The 18,098-nt window shown below is 32.8% G+C and carries 16 protein-coding genes; all 16 read left to right on the forward strand.

The features are described 5' to 3' along the window. The first annotated feature begins 38 nt into the window (after nucleotides 1-38). The 16 genes from WCY03_RS03840 to WCY03_RS03915 are packed head-to-tail and all read left to right on the forward strand — an operon-like array spanning nucleotide 39 to nucleotide 18,069. The gene (locus tag WCY03_RS03840) at nucleotides 39-1,592 is read left to right on the forward strand and encodes a class I adenylate-forming enzyme family protein (RefSeq protein WP_345993674.1); all 1,554 of its coding nucleotides are present in this window, start codon (nucleotides 39-41) and stop codon (nucleotides 1,590-1,592) included. Between the two features lies 1 nt (nucleotide 1,593). Then, the gene (locus tag WCY03_RS03845; protein ID WP_345993675.1) at nucleotides 1,594-2,097 is read left to right on the forward strand and encodes a gluconokinase, GntK/IdnK-type; all 504 of its coding nucleotides are present in this window, start codon (nucleotides 1,594-1,596) and stop codon (nucleotides 2,095-2,097) included. Further along, nucleotides 2,094-3,527, forward strand: coding sequence for a decarboxylating NADP(+)-dependent phosphogluconate dehydrogenase (gene gnd / locus WCY03_RS03850; protein WP_345993676.1), 1,434 nt, complete (start codon nucleotides 2,094-2,096; stop codon nucleotides 3,525-3,527). The genes WCY03_RS03845 and gnd overlap by 4 nt, the downstream gene beginning before the upstream one ends. After that, nucleotides 3,514-4,146, forward strand: a complete 633-nt coding sequence (locus tag WCY03_RS03855; RefSeq protein WP_345993677.1) for a cyclase family protein — start codon at nucleotides 3,514-3,516, stop codon at nucleotides 4,144-4,146. The genes gnd and WCY03_RS03855 overlap by 14 nt, the downstream gene beginning before the upstream one ends. Nucleotides 4,147-4,175: 29 nt before the next feature. Then, entirely contained in the window at nucleotides 4,176-6,548 is a 2,373-nt protein-coding gene (locus tag WCY03_RS03860; RefSeq protein WP_345993678.1) for a glycosyltransferase, read from the forward strand. A gap of 36 nt (nucleotides 6,549-6,584) precedes the next feature. Further along, the gene (locus WCY03_RS03865; RefSeq protein ID WP_345993679.1) at nucleotides 6,585-7,676 is read left to right on the forward strand and encodes a Gfo/Idh/MocA family oxidoreductase; all 1,092 of its coding nucleotides are present in this window, start codon (nucleotides 6,585-6,587) and stop codon (nucleotides 7,674-7,676) included. 16 nt (nucleotides 7,677-7,692) lie between these two features. Then, nucleotides 7,693-7,938 (forward strand): acyl carrier protein, encoded by a 246-nt coding sequence (locus tag WCY03_RS03870; protein ID WP_345993680.1) that lies wholly within the window; start codon nucleotides 7,693-7,695, stop codon nucleotides 7,936-7,938. 44 nt (nucleotides 7,939-7,982) lie between these two features. Further along, complete coding sequence (locus tag WCY03_RS03875; RefSeq protein ID WP_345993681.1) at nucleotides 7,983-8,969, forward strand: hypothetical protein; 987 nt, start codon at nucleotides 7,983-7,985, stop codon at nucleotides 8,967-8,969. Beyond that, nucleotides 8,966-9,940, forward strand: a complete 975-nt coding sequence (locus WCY03_RS03880) for a polysaccharide deacetylase family protein (RefSeq protein ID WP_345993682.1) — start codon at nucleotides 8,966-8,968, stop codon at nucleotides 9,938-9,940. The genes WCY03_RS03875 and WCY03_RS03880 overlap by 4 nt, the downstream gene beginning before the upstream one ends. 7 nt (nucleotides 9,941-9,947) lie before the next feature. Next, nucleotides 9,948-10,496 carry an acyltransferase gene (locus WCY03_RS03885; RefSeq protein ID WP_345993683.1) on the forward strand — a complete coding sequence of 183 codons (549 nt, stop codon included), beginning with the start codon at nucleotides 9,948-9,950 and terminating at the stop codon, nucleotides 10,494-10,496. 5 nt (nucleotides 10,497-10,501) lie between these two features. Beyond that, nucleotides 10,502-11,998, forward strand: coding sequence for a polysaccharide biosynthesis protein (locus WCY03_RS03890; protein WP_345993684.1), 1,497 nt, complete (start codon nucleotides 10,502-10,504; stop codon nucleotides 11,996-11,998). Between the two features lie 3 nt (nucleotides 11,999-12,001). Then, on the forward strand, nucleotides 12,002-13,810 hold the full coding sequence (locus WCY03_RS03895) for a hypothetical protein (RefSeq protein ID WP_345993685.1): 1,809 nt from the start codon (nucleotides 12,002-12,004) through the stop codon (nucleotides 13,808-13,810). A 5-nt stretch (nucleotides 13,811-13,815) separates the two neighbouring features. Continuing rightward, the gene (locus WCY03_RS03900) at nucleotides 13,816-14,481 is read left to right on the forward strand and encodes a CatB-related O-acetyltransferase (protein WP_345993686.1); all 666 of its coding nucleotides are present in this window, start codon (nucleotides 13,816-13,818) and stop codon (nucleotides 14,479-14,481) included. 58 nt (nucleotides 14,482-14,539) lie between these two features. Continuing rightward, on the forward strand, nucleotides 14,540-16,324 hold the full coding sequence (locus tag WCY03_RS03905; RefSeq protein WP_345993687.1) for a carbamoyltransferase C-terminal domain-containing protein: 1,785 nt from the start codon (nucleotides 14,540-14,542) through the stop codon (nucleotides 16,322-16,324). 13 nt (nucleotides 16,325-16,337) lie between these two features. Then, nucleotides 16,338-17,327 carry a hypothetical protein gene (locus WCY03_RS03910; protein WP_345993688.1) on the forward strand — a complete coding sequence of 330 codons (990 nt, stop codon included), beginning with the start codon at nucleotides 16,338-16,340 and terminating at the stop codon, nucleotides 17,325-17,327. Then, nucleotides 17,320-18,069, forward strand: coding sequence for an NAD-dependent epimerase/dehydratase family protein (locus WCY03_RS03915; RefSeq protein WP_345993689.1), 750 nt, complete (start codon nucleotides 17,320-17,322; stop codon nucleotides 18,067-18,069). Before WCY03_RS03910 ends, WCY03_RS03915 begins: the two co-directional genes overlap by 8 nt. Nucleotides 18,070-18,098: the final 29 nt, after the last annotated feature.

The raw sequence follows: 18,098 nt of genomic DNA on the forward strand, positions 1-18,098 counted from the left end.
CAAAAGGACAAAATATAGTAGATGATGGATTTTAGCCTATGATAATAAACTTTTTAATTAAAAATGCAAAACAGTTTCCGGACAGAGCAGCTATTATTGTATCTGATAAAACGTATACATATTCGGAGTTGACGGAAGATGTTAAATGTTTATCTCAACTTTTAGAAAATGTTGGTGTTCAAAAAAAAGAACATATATTGATTTTATTAGATAATTCATATGAGTTTGTTGTAACAATGTTTGCAGTTGCCAACTTAGGTGCTGTTTTAGTGCCGATCAACACAACTATGAGTGATGATGCTATTGAAAAAGCAATGAAAAGTTCAGATATTCAATATATTATCGGCTTGTCAAATGTTATAAAGCAGCACGCAGACAAATTACAAACCATTCTGGATAGTAAAAAATGGATTGTTGTCGGTGAAAAAGTTTTAGAGAGTAAAGTTTTTCAAGATATAAAAAGATATAGAACAAAGACATACTCTTTGGGGCAATATGATATAGATATAACCAGTCCATATATTCTAACGATGACATCTGGATCGACAGGTGAACCAAAGCCAATCATTTTTTCTCAAGAAACAAAGATTAATAGGGCTATGCTAAGTGCAAAAGAACTTTATGGACTGATTCAAGAGGATGTTATAATCGCATCATCGCCTATGTACCACTCTCTAGCACAGCGACTTGTTTTACTCCCTATTATGTTAGGTGCTACATCAGTGCTTCTAAAAAAATTCAATCCTCAGGTTTGGTTAGAAGCTGTTGAAAAACATAAAGTTTCTTTTGCAATACTAGTTGCGTCTAACTTGGAATTGTTATTACTCAAATTAAAAGAGAAGACTTTTAATTTGGATTCATTGCGCACAGTTGTTTCATCTTCAGCGTTATTAAAAGATGATATAAAAAGTGAATGCATTAAACAGTTTAATGCTGATTTCCATGAAATGTATGGGGCATCAGAAATAGGAACAGCAACAAACTTATCACCTAATGATAGTAAAAATAAAGTGAGCAGTGTTGGAACGCCTCTAAGATATGTTGACTTAAAAATAGTTGATGATAATGGTGAAGAAGTTGTTGCAAATACTGAAGGTGAGATTATTTGTAAGACTCTTACAAAATTTGTAGGATATTATAAAAATGAAAAAGCAACGAATGAAAGTGTAAAAAACGGATATTTTTATACAGGAGATATCGGATACGTCGATGATGAAGGGTTTTTATATTTCAAAGGAAGAAAAAAAGATGTCATCAATGTCGGAGGTACTTTAGTGTACCCAAAAGATATAGAAGATGTTATCAGTAAATTTGAATTTGTTGAAGAATGTGCAGTGATAGGTGTTGATGATATCTATTTCGGAGAAGCGGTAGTTGCTGTAATAGTGCCGAAAAAGAATATGGATTTTAATTTAACAAAAATTAAATTAGAGTGTAGAAATTCTTTAGCCGATTTTCAACAGCCCATGGGATATGAAATTATTGAAGCTTTGCCGAAAAATTCAATGGGAAAAGTGATGAAGTTTAAAATTCAAGAGATGTTCAAAGATTATGATGCCTCGGCTTTAATTAGAAAGTTAATGAAGATATAAAATGATCTATATAGTTTGTGGCGTATCAGGGGCGGGTAAAACTTCGGTCGGTATTAGATTGGCAGAACTGTTGACCTGTCCTTTTTATGATGCAGATGATTATCATTCTGATATCAATATTGAAAAAATGGCAAATAATATTCCTTTAACGGATGATGACAGATCACAGTGGCTTGAGAAGTTATCTCAAGAGATCAAGGGCTGGAATGAGCACAATAAGATGAGTGTTCTTGCATGTTCTGCATTAAAAGAAAAATATAGAAAAATATTGTCTAAAGGATCGTTTGATATCGTACAATATATATTTTTAGATATAGATTATGATACTGCTTATCGACGTTTAAAAGCGAGACAGAATCATTTTTTCTCAGAAGAGCTTTTAAAAAGTCAATATGATATTTTGGAAATAAACAATAATGTATTGACCGTCTCTATGGGTAATGATAACTCTGTAGATGAGATATGTAGTAAAATAATGACTCAAATTGGTAAGGATATGTTGTGAAATACGATATAGGTGTATATGGACTTGGCGTCATGGGACAAAATATTGCATTAAATTTTGCAAACCATGGATTTAATGTGGCAGTTTTCAATCGGTATGATGTCAATGAAGAGAAAGCCGTACAAAAATTTATGGATAAAAAATGTAGAAACAAAACTGTTACCAGATTTTTGAACATAAATGATTTTGTAAGCTCTCTTAAAAATCCTAAAAAAATCTTAATGATGATTACTGCAGGTAATGCGGTGGATAAGGTTATAGAAGAAACAATTCAGTATTTAGCCAAAAATGATATTTTGATAGATGGCGGGAACTCACATTACGAAGATACAAAAAGAAGACTTGACTTTTTAGCATCAAAACAGATCAGGTATCTTGGATGCGGTATTTCCGGAGGTTCTGAAGGCGCTTTAAAAGGTCCGTCAATAATGGTCGGCGGCGATGTAAGTGCATGGAACGATACAAAAGAGATACTGCAGGCAATAGCTGCTAAAGATAGAAACAATGAATATTGTTGTCGATGGATCGGTTCTGAAGGTTCCGGGCATTTTGTTAAAATGGTGCATAACGGTATCGAATATTCGTTAATGCAGATCATAGCAGAATCATATGATATGCAAAAAAGAATGCTCAATATGCAGCCTGATGAAATTAAAAAAGTGTATGATGATTGGAATGAAGCAGAGGGACGCAGTTACTTAATGAAAATCACTGCACAAATAGTTACGATGACCGATAAGAATGGTAATTATATTTTAGATGAGATCCTTGATAGTTCCAGTCATAAAGGAACAGGCAAAGACACCTCTATCGCTGCATTAAACCTAGGTGTCCCGGCACCGCCGTTAACAGCCTCTGTAAATGAAAGATATATATCAAGTCTATCAGATTTACGTTTTTGTTACTCTTCCAAAAGTGTAAGTGAAAAGGAGTTATATGCTCAAATACAGACGCATTTATTGAGATTGAAAGATGCTCAGTATTTAGCACAAATTATTTCATATGTAAACGGACTGATGATCATTTCTGAAGCCTCTGATAAATTTAATTGGAACATAAACATTCAAGAAGTTGCCAAAGTTTGGTTAAACGGATGTATTATTGAATCAGAGATATTATATAAATTAGTGGATATTATTGAGAAACAAAATACGAATAATAAAAATCTTTTACTGTCCCGGCAAATAATAGACTGTGTAAACTTAAAAGTTGAAAATTTAAGAGAAACCGTACTTACAGCCATTACGCACCGTATTCCGATACCTGTGATGTCATCCGTTTTGTCTTTTTTAGATTCAATATCGTCTGAAGTGCTGCCTGCAAATCTGATACAAGCGCAAAGAGATTATTTTGGTCAACATGGATATCAAAAAAAAGGTATGAGCGATACAATGACTTTTCATTTAAGGAATGATAATGAAAATATTTGATGTTTCTGTTCCGGTTTCGAAAAATATGATATCCTGGCCTGGTGATCCGTCCGTTGAACTGTCGAAGTCGGTATCCATTGCAAAGGGCGATCTCTGTAACGTAACGAATTTATGCATGGGAGTCCATAGCGGTACGCATATAGATGCTCCGTATCATTTTATTGAATCCGGCGATACGGTCGATGCGATAGATATTGAACTGCTGATCGGTGACTGCCTCGTAATAGAGGTCGATGTTCAAACAACCATAGAGTATGAAGATATCAGATCATATAACATACATGGGTATACGAAGATTTTATTTAAAACTAAAAATTCTACGTTTTGGAAAGATGATTTTTTTCATAAGGATTTCATCTCATTGGGAATGAGTGCTGCCAAATATTTAGTTGAAAATAATATAGGTCTGATAGGTATAGATTATTTGTCTATTGAATCATTTAATTCTAAAGATGCTAGTATTCATAAATTTTTGTTAGAAAAAAACGTAATTATCCTTGAAGGTTTGAATCTGGCGAACATTAAAAGTGGAAGATATGAGCTTATATGTATGCCTTTAAAACTGATAGGAACGGATGGTGCACCGGCAAGGGTAGTTCTAAAAAGCCTTGAAAATTGAATTTTTGATATATTAAAATAGGATCTAGTATGGATATAGTTAATAAAAAAAATGAAGATATTATCTTTAGTATCATAATACCGACATATAACTCCAGCGGTTTTATCTATAAATGTTTAGATAGTCTGAATAGACAAAATTTTCCGCATGATAAATTTGAAGTCGTTGTCGTAGACGACGCCTCAAGTGACGATACGATAAAAAAAGTTAAAAAATATAATAAATTGAACCTAAAATTAATTGAGTTAACTGAGAACGGAGGTCCGGGTACTGCAAGAAACCATGGCATCGATGCTTCAAACGGAGAGTGGCTATTATTTATAGATAGCGATGATATCGTAACGGAGGATTATCTGTCTTCATTAAACTCGTATATCGTTCATAACGATAAAAATCTGATGGCAGTCGGATTTGACTGGGCAAGAGATTCCGCAAAACATAATGAATCAAGAAAAGATTTTTATACCGGGAGAAGAGACGGTAAATTTTTATTTGATAAAAACACGTTAATAGATAATTTTCTTTCTGCAAGAATGGACGGTTCGGTCATTTATACCGCAATGAGAAAGGATCTTATAAAAAAACATAATATATATTTTGCAGGTGGTCTGCATGAAGATATAGATTTTATATATAAAATTTATCAATTTGCAGAAAAAACAGGCTATTTAAATAAAATCCTATACTTAAAAAGCCATAGAGAAGAATCGATTATAAATACAGTCTCGCAAAAGCATATTGAGGGGTATATTAGAGCATGGCGTGAGATAGGAAAGACTTTAAAAGATGCTATTAGCAGCGGGTTGTTGTCAGAAAAATTTCTAGAAAGCTATTCTTTAGGTTTAATCGGTATGGTTGCAAGCCGTGTGAAGGAGATTAGGAGACACTCTTCAAATAGGGAACAAATTATAAAACTATATGAATTTTTATATGACCATTCTTTAAAGTTAATAAGTATTGATAAAATAAAAAATATAACATCAACATGTAAGACCTCGTATTGTCAAATCACAAAAGAGTTTATGGACATAATGTCTAAACGAGATATGAGTCTTGCCAAGAGAGTAGAAGCGGTGCTTGATTATGTCAGCAGTATGGAAGGGAAGAGCTGGAGTTGTACCGATCTGCACTATTCTGTTTTTCTAAGACCAAATGAAGTCAATACCTGCTGTCGAAGATTTTTTGTAAATAACCAAAGAAAAGGGGATGTGACCATACTCTCTGTTGAGAAAGATCCTGAGCAGATAATTAGCAGTTATGATATTTTAAATGCGAAAAAAGAGCTGCATCATCAAATAAATACCGGCATTGAAAATCCTTGTGACGGCTGTCCTTTCTTGGAATATAAAGAATGGGATGCGATAAACTCTCTTGACATCAGATATCTTTCGTTCGAATATCATTCAGTGTGTAATTTAAGATGTTCCTATTGCAGTGATGAATATTACGGCGGATCACAGCCTTCGTATAATATTATGGGAACGATAGACGCATTTTTAGAGGAGGGCAGTTTAGACAACTGCCATACCGTTGTGTGGGGCGGAGGAGAGCCGACTATCGATAAAAATTTTGACGGCATCTTAGAACAGATCTCAAATAAAATTCCAAATGCAAGACATAGGCTGGTTACCAATGGAATAAAAAGATCCGAGATAGTAGAAAAATTATTATCAGAAAATAAACTGCAATTGACAACAAGTATAGATTCGGGATCTGAAAAAACTTTTGAGTTGGTCAGAGGCCGAAATAATTTAAAAGACGTTATAGGCAATCTCATAGAGTATTCGTCCATAAATCCAAACTTAGTAACGATTAAATATTTATTTACTGAGGGTAATGGAACGATTGAAGATCTTGAGAATTTTGCAGATCTGATAGAAAAGAACGAACTTCAAAATTGCTTATTTCAAATTAGTATGGATTTCAAATATGAGCATCTTGATATCGATTTCACAAAAAATATGATAATCCTATACGGGTTATTGAAAAAGATAAATTGTAAAACGGTTTACTTCGATGAGATTGTTTTACAAAGAATAAGAGATATAAAGTTCGTAAAAGAATTAAATGTGGACGAGATATGCCGGTATGTAGGACTTGATTTTATTGCAAAACCTAGCGAATATCCTAAAATAGTCATATGGGGTGCAAGCGGGAATTCAAAAAGTTTACTTGAAAAAAGTATATTTTTTAAAGATTTTGAGATAGAGTTTTTTGTTGATAGCGATGTAAAAAAGCATACAAAGAAGTTTTGCGGTAAAGATGTTAAACCGCCGGAAGTTTTAAAAAATACCGATTACAATATATTGATAACGGCAGTTCAAGGGTATGGAGAAATATTAAAAGCGTTGGAGAAGATGGATTATCCGTTAGAGTATGTAATAGATAAGTTGATCATTTGATGACTACAGTATAAAACTAAAAGATGGAGATATATTATGAAAAAATATAAATTGGCTTTTATCGGAGGAAGTAAATACTCAATAGCGGGGACTCCTCATTATATTGCAAGTCAAATGGATGACAGGTTTGAGGTTGTAGCAGGCGTGTTTAGCAGTAAATCTGAAATTAATCATGAAATGGAACAAGCATGGAATGTAAAAAGTTATAATAACTACATCACGATGCTCGAATGTGAAGATATCGATATCGTTGCGATATTGACGCCTACACCGTTGCATTTTGAAGCATTGGAATATCTATTAAGCAAAAATATTCCCGTGATCTGTGAAAAACCATTGGTTTCTTCATTAGCCGATGCCGTAAGACTGGAAGAACTCTCTAAAAATAAATTTTTGGTAGTAACGAATAATTATAGCGGATATCCAATGGTCAGGGAACTAAAAGAAAGAATAGTGAACAACGAATTAGGCGAAATAATAAATATTAAACTAGAGATGCCTCAAGAAACATTTTTAAGACCTCCAAAAAGTGTAAAATATCCGCAGCCTTGGAGATTGAAAGATGATTACATTCCAATGATCTGTCTGGATTTAGGCGCACACCTACATCATTTGGCTTATTTTCTCATTGAAGAGGAACCTGATGAGATTATAGGGCATTTCAGTACATTTTCCTCATATAATGTCATTGATGATGTGAAAATGCTTTTAAACTATAAGGACAATAAAAAAGCTTCGCTTTGGATCAGTAAAAGTGCCATTGGACATAGAAACGGATTAAGCATAGAAGTATATGGAACAAAAGGAAGTGCTAGCTGGGTTCAAGAAAAATCAGAAGAATTAAAGATGTCTTTTTTTAACGGCGATAAGATTATTGTGGATAGAGGCAATGATTGCATGATCGCAAATGAAAAAAGATATAATAGAATGACGTCGGGACATCCTTCCGGATTTATCGAAGCTTTTGCAAATTTATATACTGATATAGCAGAACAGTTCGATAATTTTAATCAGAAAAACTCCTATAAAAGCAAATATGTCTTTGGAATCGAACACGCGAAGAACGGTTTAAACCTGTTTCATAAGGCAAAAGAGTCGTTTGAAAAGAAAGAATGGGTCAAATTATAAAGGTAAAGGATACTATATGAATGAATATAAAGAATTTTTGATCTCTTGGATCTGCGAAAAAACAGGAATAGAAAAAAACAAAATAGATAGTGAGATCAATATGTTTGAGAACGGTTATGTGGATTCTCTTTCCTTATTCGGTTTATTGCTGGATATTGAAACGAACTTTGGCGTAACACTGGACACGGATGATATTTTAAATGATCGGGCAGCGACCGTAGATGGATTGTCTGAAATCCTTAAAAATAAAAGTAATAGTTAATAATGAACATATCTTTTGCGACTATTAACGATACAGAAAAGATCATGGAGTTTTTAGATAAATATTGGAAAAAAAATCATATTCTTTCTGTTGATAAACATCTTTTCTTATATGAATTTCAAGACAAGGAAAAATTAAATTTTGCGATAGCTCAAGATGCTCAAAATGAAATAATCGGTCTTTTCGGTTTTATTAAATATAATTTTTTGAAGATTCCCGATCTGGCAGGATCATTATGGAAAGTACGAGATGATTGTACCGTTCCTCTTTTAGGATTGAAACTCAGAGATTTTGTTATAAAAAATGTTCCACATCGATTTTTTGCCGCACCCGGTGCAGGTATTCAAACAAAGCCGATCTATCAGATCATTAAAATGAATTGGAATAGAATGGAACAATACTTTTTGGTTAATGATACGATAGATGAATATAAAGTGTTAAAAACCAGAGACAAATCCATATTGAAAACTTATAAAGCATTTCACGAAAGTAACGATGTCGTAATAGAGTTGGCTAAAGATATTAGTGAGCTGCAATCATTTGTTTTTGATGACTTTAAAGAGATTGTCCCTTTTAAAGACCTAAAATATATCGAAAAAAGATTTGTGAACTATCCGATATACAAATATGATATCTATACGGTTAAAAAATCGGGTTTGATTAGTAATATATTTATTTGCAGAACGGCTGCATATCTGGATAGAAAAGTTTACCGTATTGTAGATTTTTACGGTGATGAACGCAACATGGGATATATAACGAATTTTTTATATAAATATATAGTCGATAATCATTATGAGTATTGTGACTTTATTTCATATGGATTTGAAGATATCCATATGCTTAACGCCGGGTTCGATAGATTGGATTTTGAGAGCGAAGACATAATCGTGCCAAACTTTTTTGAGCCTTTTGTGCAAAAAAATATTTCCGTTTTTTGTGTATCGGATAAAACAGATGGCCTAAAGTTTAGACAATGTAAGGCTGACGGTGACCAAGACAGACCAAATTATGTGAGTAGCAAGATATGAACAAAAAACTAACAGTTGTCATGTACCACTATGTGAGAGATTTAAAAAACTCAAAATATCCAAATATAAAAGGTCTAGACTTAAAACTGTTCAGAGAACAAATAATGTTTTTTAAAAAACACTATCGGTTTATTACTATGGAAGAGTTGATTTTTAGTATGGAAAATCAAAAAGAATTACCTCCAAAGTCAATTCTTTTGACATTTGATGACGGTTATATCGATCATTATAAAAATGTCTTTCCTGTTTTAGCAGAGAATAAAGTTCAGGGAAGTTTTTATATCCCCGCAAAAACCGTTTGTGAAAATAAGGTTCTGGACGTGAATAAAATACATTTCATTTTGGCATCCCAAGTCGATACGATCAAGATCGTCGATACCATTAAAGAGCAGTTGAATATTTATAGAGATGAGTATGGACTTGATAGTTTTGAATATTATTATAATAAACTTGCTTGTGCGAACAGATTTGACGATAAGGATGTCGTATTTGTAAAAAGGCTGCTTCAGGTTGAACTTGATGAAGAGGTAAGATATAAGATCACGGATTTTTTATTTTCACTTTTTCTAAATAAAGATGAGCAAGAGTTTAGTGATGAACTATATATGAGCAGATCGAACATAAAAGAGATGTTAAAAGAGGGGATGCACATAGGATGTCATGGGTATGATCACTATTGGTGGAATAAACTTTCCAAGAAAAAATTAGAGCAAGATCTGACCTCGTCTTTAAGTTTTTTACAAGAAGTGGGAGTCGATATAGATAATTGGACCGCTTGTTTTCCTTATGGCTCATATTCAAATGAAGCCGTTGATATCCTGGCTAAATTAAATTGTAAAGCGGCATTTACAACCGATGTCGATGTAGCAGATCTTTCTGTCGGCAGTAGGTTGTTGATACCTAGATTAGATACTAATGATTTCCCCGTAGATCAGAAAAATGATCCGAACGAATGGTATGTGAAAGGTTAAGAGATTTATGTTTTTGGATATAATAAATAAAATAAGATTTGACATAAAAAATGACAGAGTGGGACCGGATTGCCCTTTTACACATTGGAAATTATATTTTAAATCCAGCATGCTGCATCTTTGTAAAAAAAAGTTTGAAAGTTTTGACGATACGGCAGAATTTAGAGCAGGTGCCTATGCAATATGCTGTTCAAAGATCTCTATCGGGAAAAAAGTCATTATTAGACCGCAAACGATGATCTTTGCCGATCCTCGCGATGAAAATTTAGGGAAAGTGATTATTGAAGATTTTGTCATGATGGGTTCAGGCGTACATATTTATACGTCAAACCATAAATATGATGATAAGGAAAAATATTTAATAGAACAATATAGTTATGAGGCAGAGAATGTTTACTTGAGAAAAGGTTGCTGGATAGGTGCGAATTCAATAATACTGCCCGGCGTTGAAATAGGTGAAAACAGTATAGTTGGAGCAGGCAGCGTTGTCACTAAAAATGTTCCGTCTAGAACAATATATGCTGGTAACCCTGCAAAATTAATTAAAAAGATCTGATAAACGTGGAAGATAGTCTTAAAAAAAGATACATCATAAAGTTATTGTCTAATATTGTGACCGGTATTATAAATGTTATATTGGTTGCGATAGTGCCAAAAGCACTCGGCCCTGTGACCTATGGACAATTTAGTTTTATACAGCAGTTTTTTAATCAGGTAATTGCTTTTTTGGATGCTAGTACGTCCATAGCGTTCTTTACAAAACTTTCAGCCTCGCATACACGAAAAGACCTGCTCTCTTTTTATTTTCTATTTGCATTCTTGCTATTGACCGTATTATCTATTTTTATAGTCAGTATAGATGTATTTGGATACACAAATACCTTTTTACCGGCTATTCCCGTTAAGTATATATATTTTGGTATGTGGTTTGGTTTTTTTACATGGCTTACACAAGTTTTTATAAAAATATCGGATGCGCATGCTTTGACGGTTTCTGTAGAGTTAATTAAAATATTGCATAAAATAGCTATATTGTTTTTGCTTTTATATATGGTTCATTATACACTTTTTGATCTATCTTCTTATTTTTATTTTCATTATATTTCATTACTGTCCTTCTTAATGGTAATCACTGTTTTATTTATAAGAAAAAGTATCTTTACAAAGCAAATATTCAAGAAAATAAAATATATAAGTTTAATAATGGAGTTCTATAGATTTTCATCGCCGCTGTTCGTTTTTAATTCTGTCGCTATTTCAGTTAGCCTGTTCGATATTTGGCTTTTACAAAAAGTAAGCGGTTCCGTTCAAACAGGGTATTACGGCTTGGCGTATTCTCTTGCTGCGATGTGTTTTGTGTTTACAAGTGCAATGACACCGGTTATCACTCGCGAATTCTCAAAATCATATGCTTCTAAAAATATCGAAGATATCCAAAAGCTTTTTAAAAGATACGTTCCTATGCTCTATGCAATAGCAGCATACTTTGGAGTGTTTATATCTTTTCAAAGTGAAAATTTAATACATATCTTTACAAATGAAAGTTTTAAGGGCGCTTTTTTTGCATTGGTAATAATTGCATTTTTTCCTATTCATCAAACATATGGACAATTAAACGGATCACTGTTTTTTGCAATGGGAGAAACAAAACCGTATAGCAAAATAGGTATATTCGTTTCATTTTCCGGTCTTGTCCTTAGCTACCTTTTTATTTTTCATTATAAACTTGGTGCAGAAGGTCTTGCATTGAAAATGGTGTTGACTCAAGTAGTCGGTGTGAATATACAATTGTTTTTCAATGTAAAGGTTTTAAAAATCAAGATGTTTCCATTTCTTTTTCATCAGTTTTATACAGTCGTTTTCTTTGTTGTTTTGGCATTTTTTGCAAGTTCGATTCCTGACATAATGTCAGGTTATCTAAGTAATTTTATACTGAAGGGCATGGTGTATACGATATTGGTCTGTATCGGAGTATTTATTGTTCCCGTTGTTTTTTCAACGAATAAAAACGAATTGTTCTCTATAATGCGTAAGATAAAAAATAAGGTTAATCTATAAAATATGAAAAATAAATTTAGAAAAATTTATGTAATTGATTCTTTTTATTATTTTCATAGTATCAGCGATCAATATCAGCTCAAAGACGATCTAGTGCTCACTTACGATCTCAGATTAAAAAAAGAGATAGAATCTATTGGCGGAAGTGCTTTTTATATTGATCACTTGTCCGATTCAGACACAATGGAAATGAATAACATGATAGTTTATAAGTTTCTCAAAAACTGGTACAACGACCCAAAAGGCAACGATATATTTAGTTATAAAAACGTATCTTTTGGAATCTCTTTTAGACTGGAAATTTTAAATGATTGTTTGACCTATATAAGGTTACATTTATCTTTGTCAAAAATAAAGGATATGCAATTCGAACAGCTCTTTATAATTTCCGATACTGATCGTATATCAAGTGTATTGGATGCTTTGGCGGTGAGCTATACGATAATCGAACATGAGACAAACAATCAAAATAGTTTTTATTTTCCTATAGATAAATGGTTGGAAGAAAGAACACAGCCAAAAGGTTTTCGTAAAGTTTTGCATCAGTTAAAGCAGACCGTTACGCTGATACATGCAAAAAGTATGTTGTTTATGGATAAGATGATTTTTACTGCAGATAAAAAAAGTATTTTTGTAGAAGAGTATTACCCAACACGAAGCATCATAAAAAAGTTAAAATCAGACAATAAGATCAATGTCGTTCAATCCAGTTTTTCGAGAACTTCCAGTTTAAAAGAGAATCTTTTATCCAGAATCATACCAGTTAGCGTATTCGTAAAAGAGTATAAAAAAATAAAAGATGATTTGCTGGAGAACTTTAAAAAGCAGCGATATTATCAATTGGTTTTGAGCAATGGTCATAATGTGTCAAAACAGATATATAAGATCATTGAAGCCAAGTTGGAAAAAAGCTGCATAGAAAAACTGAAGATTATAGATGATGTGATATATTATATTGACAGACATCCTCTCAATATGAATATTTTGATTTCCAATATCGGTAAGGTCAGTATACTTGTCGATTGCGTTTGTAAGAGCAGAAATATTCCCAGCTATTTTATAGCTAACGGACTTCTTTTAGGCAAATACGGCGATGAGGGAAAATACGCAACAATGATAAATGCATATTCCCAAAGTGTTAAAGATAATTATTTTGAAGGGATGGATAATGTGGTTGCTATCGGTGATCCGCGAATGGACATGTATTCATCGATGAAAAAAAACAGTATAGATCGAACTAATCCGACCGTAACAATAGGTGCTTCAGGTTTTGGAGTGAGTAGTTTAAACTCATATGTAGCTACGGAGTTTGATTTTGTATATGATCTTCTTGCAGCATTTCAAAAAATTAAAGATAATAAAACAGAGGTAAATATAAATATAAAAGTCAGATCAAACGGATATATAAAGCAGTATCAAGATTTTGCAGCCCAATATTTTCCGAATTTGGCGGTAAGTGTTTATGATTCAATTTCAATGAATGAGATCCTTTTAAAAACAGATCTGTATATCAGTATACATTCCCAAACACTGTTTGAAGCTTCATGCATGGGAATACCGGTGATATACTATAAAAATGATACGGAGGTATTTACTCCTCCGTTTGATAACCATTCAGAATTAGTTACTATAAACAACGTAGATGATATGGTTCAGGCTTTTTATGATTTTAAAAACAAGCATGAAAGATACGAACCTTTTTTAGATCGTAAAGTTATGGAAGAATATATCGGACCTCTGGACGGAAAGAACTTAAAAAGAAATATCGATTTTATTTATAAGTTATTAGAAAATGACATTACACGCGAGTAGGTACAATGTTAAAAAAAATAAAAAAAACGATCAAGTACTTTTTATTGCTAAAGAAGTACCCCCACAGTAAAATACACTATGGTGCTTTTTTAGACAAAGATAGTTCGATCGGAAGAAATACAGTTCTGTTTGACGATGTATTTTTGCAAAATACGCAAGTTGATGATTATAGCTACATTCAATCATCTTCCACTCTGGTCAATACGAAAGTCGCAAAGTTCTGTTCGATAGCGAGCCGAGTACAGATAGGGTTATCGGAACATCCTACACATATGGTCAGCACGAGTCCTGTTTTTTATGACAATACACAGCCTCTGCCGTTTTTCTTTATAGATACGAACCATTACGTCGGTAATCAAACAATAACAAATATCGGCTATGATGTCTGGATAGGTTATGGAGCCATTATAAAAGCCGGAGTAAATATCGGAGTGGGTGCGGTAATCGGCGCCGGTGCTGTTGTAACAAAAGATGTAGAAGCATACAGTATTGTTGCCGGAGTACCCGCTAAACATATTAAGTTCCGGTTCGATACAGCAACAAGGGAAGAACTTTTATCCTCAAGATGGTGGATGTTAAGTGAAGAAAAATTAAAAAAGCTGTCTAAATACTTTGAAAATCCGCAAGAGATGATCGAAAAAATTAAATATGAAAATATTTTAAACACATAGAAGTTAACATTTATAGTTAATTTGATAAGATAAATAAAAAAAAAAGGAAATTGAATAGATGAGTAGTAATATATTAAGTTTTACGATGAGTGGACATGGATTTAGTGGCGTTTTGGTTATAGATGGAGAAGTAAAAATTGCTACTAGTTTAGAAAGACTTACAAGAATTAAAAATGATATTTTATTACCTATATCTAAAAATGATCTAAAAACTTTTGGATGGAACTCTAATCCGGCGATATATGAAAAAAACGTTGACCTGCCGTTTGATCTGCAAAACGACTATTCTACGGTAGATTTCAGCAAATCAGCAAACTTTTTAAAACTTTTGAACTACTTATTAGATTCCCAAAATTTAACTATCGATGATATTGATTACGTAGCTTACAGTTATAGATATAATGAATCAATGAAGCAGTTTTTCTATAATCAAAATCCAAATATAAAATTTGTTGAGTTAGAGCATCATTTCGGTCACGCCTGTCAAGCCTTTTTACCTTCTGGCTTTGAAGATGCAGCAATTATGGTCGTTGACGGACAAGGCGTGCCTTTGAAAAGAACAGGAGGAGATCAATTATCGGGATGTCTGGCTTATGGTCAAGGAAATCAGATAGATACATTCTATGATTTACCGGTTCGGCATAGTCTGGGAGGCATGTATGCAGCCTTTACAAAAAAAGTCGGCTTTAAAACGAATGAAGAGGGGAAAACGATGGGGCTAGCCCCATACGGATCACCTAGATACTATGATATATTGAAAAAAGATCTGATTTTTAATACAACGGAGTATAGTATTAAGGATTTTAAACAACTGGTAAAAAGAGGTTTTAGCAAAAGAGAGGTGTTATATCAATTACCGGATTATAACAAGTTTTTAAAATCTTTTCCGACAAGATTAAAATCGGAAGAGATCACTGATGTACATAGAGATTTAGCATATGCTGTTCAAAAATTAACAGAAGATGTAATGATCTTTCTTGCTAACTGGCTTTATGAAAAAACAGGTTCTAAAAATCTCTGTATAGCCGGTGGCGTGGGTCTTAACTGTGTCGCAAATTATCAAGTCCTCATACATTCTAAATTCGATAATATTTTTATTCACCCGAATTCAGGGGATAACGGTTTAGCAGTAGGACAAGCCCTTTATGTACATAATGTTCTTAATAATAACCCGAGAACCTACGTAGCGACAACAGATTCCCTTGGTAAAGAATATACTGATGATGACATAAAAGAAGCGATAAACAAATATTCAAATGACGAAGATCTTGAAATAATACACTATACGAATCTAGATGAATTATATGATACGTTCGCTTCATATATTGAGCAAGGATACATAACGAGTTGGTTCCAGGGACGAAGCGAGTTTGGACCTAGAGCACTTGGTAATAGGAGTATTATTGCAGATCCGAGAAGAAAGGATATGAAAGACATCCTTAATTCTAGGGTTAAATTTAGGGAAAGCTTTAGACCGTTCACTCCTTCGGTTTTAGCAGAAAAAGTAAATGAGTTTTTTGAGTTAGAGATAGATTCTCCTTTTATGTTATTGGCCGCATACGTAAGAAAAGGCAAAGCGGAACTGGTTCCGGCAATTACACACGAAGACAATACGGCAAGGATTCAAACAGTAACAGAAGATATAAATCCGCCATATTATCATTTAATTAAAGCATTTTATAAACGAACGGGTATTCCGTTAATTTTGGAAACATCATTCAATATAGCGGATGAGCCGATCGTTGAAACACCTTCGGATGCGATTCGAACATTTAAATCAACGGATATTGATATACTCTGTTTAAAAGATTATATTATAAAGAAAAAGAGTAAGGGTATATAGCAGCAAGTACAGAATGAATATCTCAGGCAAAAACATTTTATTTATTGCACCAAAGTTTTATAGTTACCATAAAGACATCATTGATCTTTTAGAACGAAAAAGCGCGAGGGTGACTTTTTATGAAGAAGATTTATATACCCCTTTATATCGAGTTTTAAATAGAACTGTTAAAAGAGCTGCAGATTATTTAAAAGATAGATACCGAAACAAGATATTACAAAATATTTCGCATGATATGTACGACATAGTATTTGTGATACGAGGCGGGATATTATCGCCGCAAATGCTGGAGTATTTAAAAGAGCGGCTGCCGAATGCAAAATTTGTAATGTATCAATGGGACTCTATGTTGCAAAGTAAGTATGATTCCATAATCAAATATTTTGATGTAGTAAAAACATTTGATCGGGAAGATGCAAAACAGTATGGACTGAAATATTTGCCATTGTTTTATACAAAAAAATATCAGGTTTTGGCACAAAATAAAAAGAAGAAACGGTATGATCTTGTTTTTTTTGGGGCATACCACAGCGATAGGCTTAAAATAGTAAAAGAGATCGATGAGATATGTAAAAAGAATGGTTTGAACTTTAAGTATCATCTCTTTATTACTAAAATGGGTTTATTGAGGCTTATACTGCTTCAAAAAATAAATATCAAAGATTTAAAATACTTGAAAACTTATTCTGTAGGTACCGATAAAATATTAGAAGTATACAAAGAGTCCAAAGCAGTGTTGGATATAGAACTAAACATTCAAAACGGCTTAACAATGAGAACGTTCGAGGCGCTCGGGGCTGAACTGAAACTGCTGACAACAAATTATCATATAAAAGATGAACCTTTTTATAATGATAAAAATATTATCATTATAAAAAGAGATCATTTAGAGCTAGATCTAGGTTTTTTTCAAAGCGATTTTTGTTCTGACCCTGTTTTTGAACACTATTTATTTGAAAATTGGATAGAAAATATTTTTGGTGGAGTTGATGATAATGGTTAAAGTCTTAGTTACGGGATCAAAAGGATTTATCGGAAAAAATCTATTAAAAAAATTAGAAGATAAGAAAGTAAGTATTTTAGAATTCAATAGAAACGATACTGCTGATAAATTAAAAACCTTGGTATTGGAGAGTGATTTTATCTGTCATCTCGCAGGAGAGGTCAGACCCGGTAGTACCGAAGAAGATTTTAAAGAGTCCAATGTAGTATTGACAAAAGCAATTATTGATATATTGACACAGGCTAATAAAAACATTCCCATATTACTGGCTTCTTCTATCCATGCAAAACTCTTGAAAAACGAATATGGAAAAACAAAAAGAGAATCTGAAATATTGATTGAAAGATATTCAAAAGAAAACAGTATCAATTGTTTTATCTATAGACTGCCGCATCTGTTTGGTGAAGGATGTAAACCTAACTATAACTCGGTAATGTCTACATGGATATATAACAGTATAAAAAATTTGGAAATCAATGTTTTTGATAGAAACATCAATATGCGCTACTTATACGTTCAGGATGTGGTTGACGAGTTTACTGATACTGTTTTTAACCAAAATAAACCGCTGTATATAGAAAATATCGCTGCATATGATACTACATTGGGAGAAGTAGTAGATTATATCAATGAGTTTAAAGAAAATGTTAGAGATACAAAATTTACGATCAAAAATAATGAATTTAAAAGTAAGCTTTTTAGAACTTATCAGGATTACTATAATAAATTCATTGAACTATAGTTTGATAAGTTACAATAAAAAATATTTTT

Source organism: Sulfurimonas sp. HSL-1716 (genome assembly GCF_039645975.1).
GTDB lineage: Bacteria > Campylobacterota > Campylobacteria > Campylobacterales > Sulfurimonadaceae > Hydrocurvibacter > Hydrocurvibacter sulfurireducens.

Excerpts from the sequence above, each read along its gene's own strand:
- WCY03_RS03840 (WP_345993674.1), top strand. The coding sequence starts at position 39 with ATGATAATAAACTTTTTAATTAAAAATGCAAAACAGTTTCCGGACAGA.
- WCY03_RS03845 (WP_345993675.1), top strand. The coding sequence starts at position 1,594 with ATGATCTATATAGTTTGTGGCGTATCAGGGGCGGGTAAAACTTCGGTC.
- WCY03_RS03855 (WP_345993677.1), top strand. The coding sequence starts at position 3,514 with ATGAAAATATTTGATGTTTCTGTTCCGGTTTCGAAAAATATGATATCC.
- WCY03_RS03860 (WP_345993678.1), top strand. The coding sequence starts at position 4,176 with ATGGATATAGTTAATAAAAAAAATGAAGATATTATCTTTAGTATCATA.
- WCY03_RS03865 (WP_345993679.1), top strand. The coding sequence starts at position 6,585 with ATGAAAAAATATAAATTGGCTTTTATCGGAGGAAGTAAATACTCAATA.
- WCY03_RS03870 (WP_345993680.1), top strand. The coding sequence starts at position 7,693 with ATGAATGAATATAAAGAATTTTTGATCTCTTGGATCTGCGAAAAAACA.
- WCY03_RS03875 (WP_345993681.1), top strand. The coding sequence starts at position 7,983 with ATGGAGTTTTTAGATAAATATTGGAAAAAAAATCATATTCTTTCTGTT.
- WCY03_RS03880 (WP_345993682.1), top strand. The coding sequence starts at position 8,966 with ATGAACAAAAAACTAACAGTTGTCATGTACCACTATGTGAGAGATTTA.
- WCY03_RS03885 (WP_345993683.1), top strand. The coding sequence starts at position 9,948 with ATGTTTTTGGATATAATAAATAAAATAAGATTTGACATAAAAAATGAC.
- WCY03_RS03895 (WP_345993685.1), top strand. The coding sequence starts at position 12,002 with ATGAAAAATAAATTTAGAAAAATTTATGTAATTGATTCTTTTTATTAT.
- WCY03_RS03900 (WP_345993686.1), top strand. The coding sequence starts at position 13,816 with ATGTTAAAAAAAATAAAAAAAACGATCAAGTACTTTTTATTGCTAAAG.
- WCY03_RS03905 (WP_345993687.1), top strand. The coding sequence starts at position 14,540 with ATGAGTAGTAATATATTAAGTTTTACGATGAGTGGACATGGATTTAGT.
- WCY03_RS03910 (WP_345993688.1), top strand. The coding sequence starts at position 16,338 with ATGAATATCTCAGGCAAAAACATTTTATTTATTGCACCAAAGTTTTAT.
- WCY03_RS03915 (WP_345993689.1), top strand. The coding sequence starts at position 17,320 with ATGGTTAAAGTCTTAGTTACGGGATCAAAAGGATTTATCGGAAAAAAT.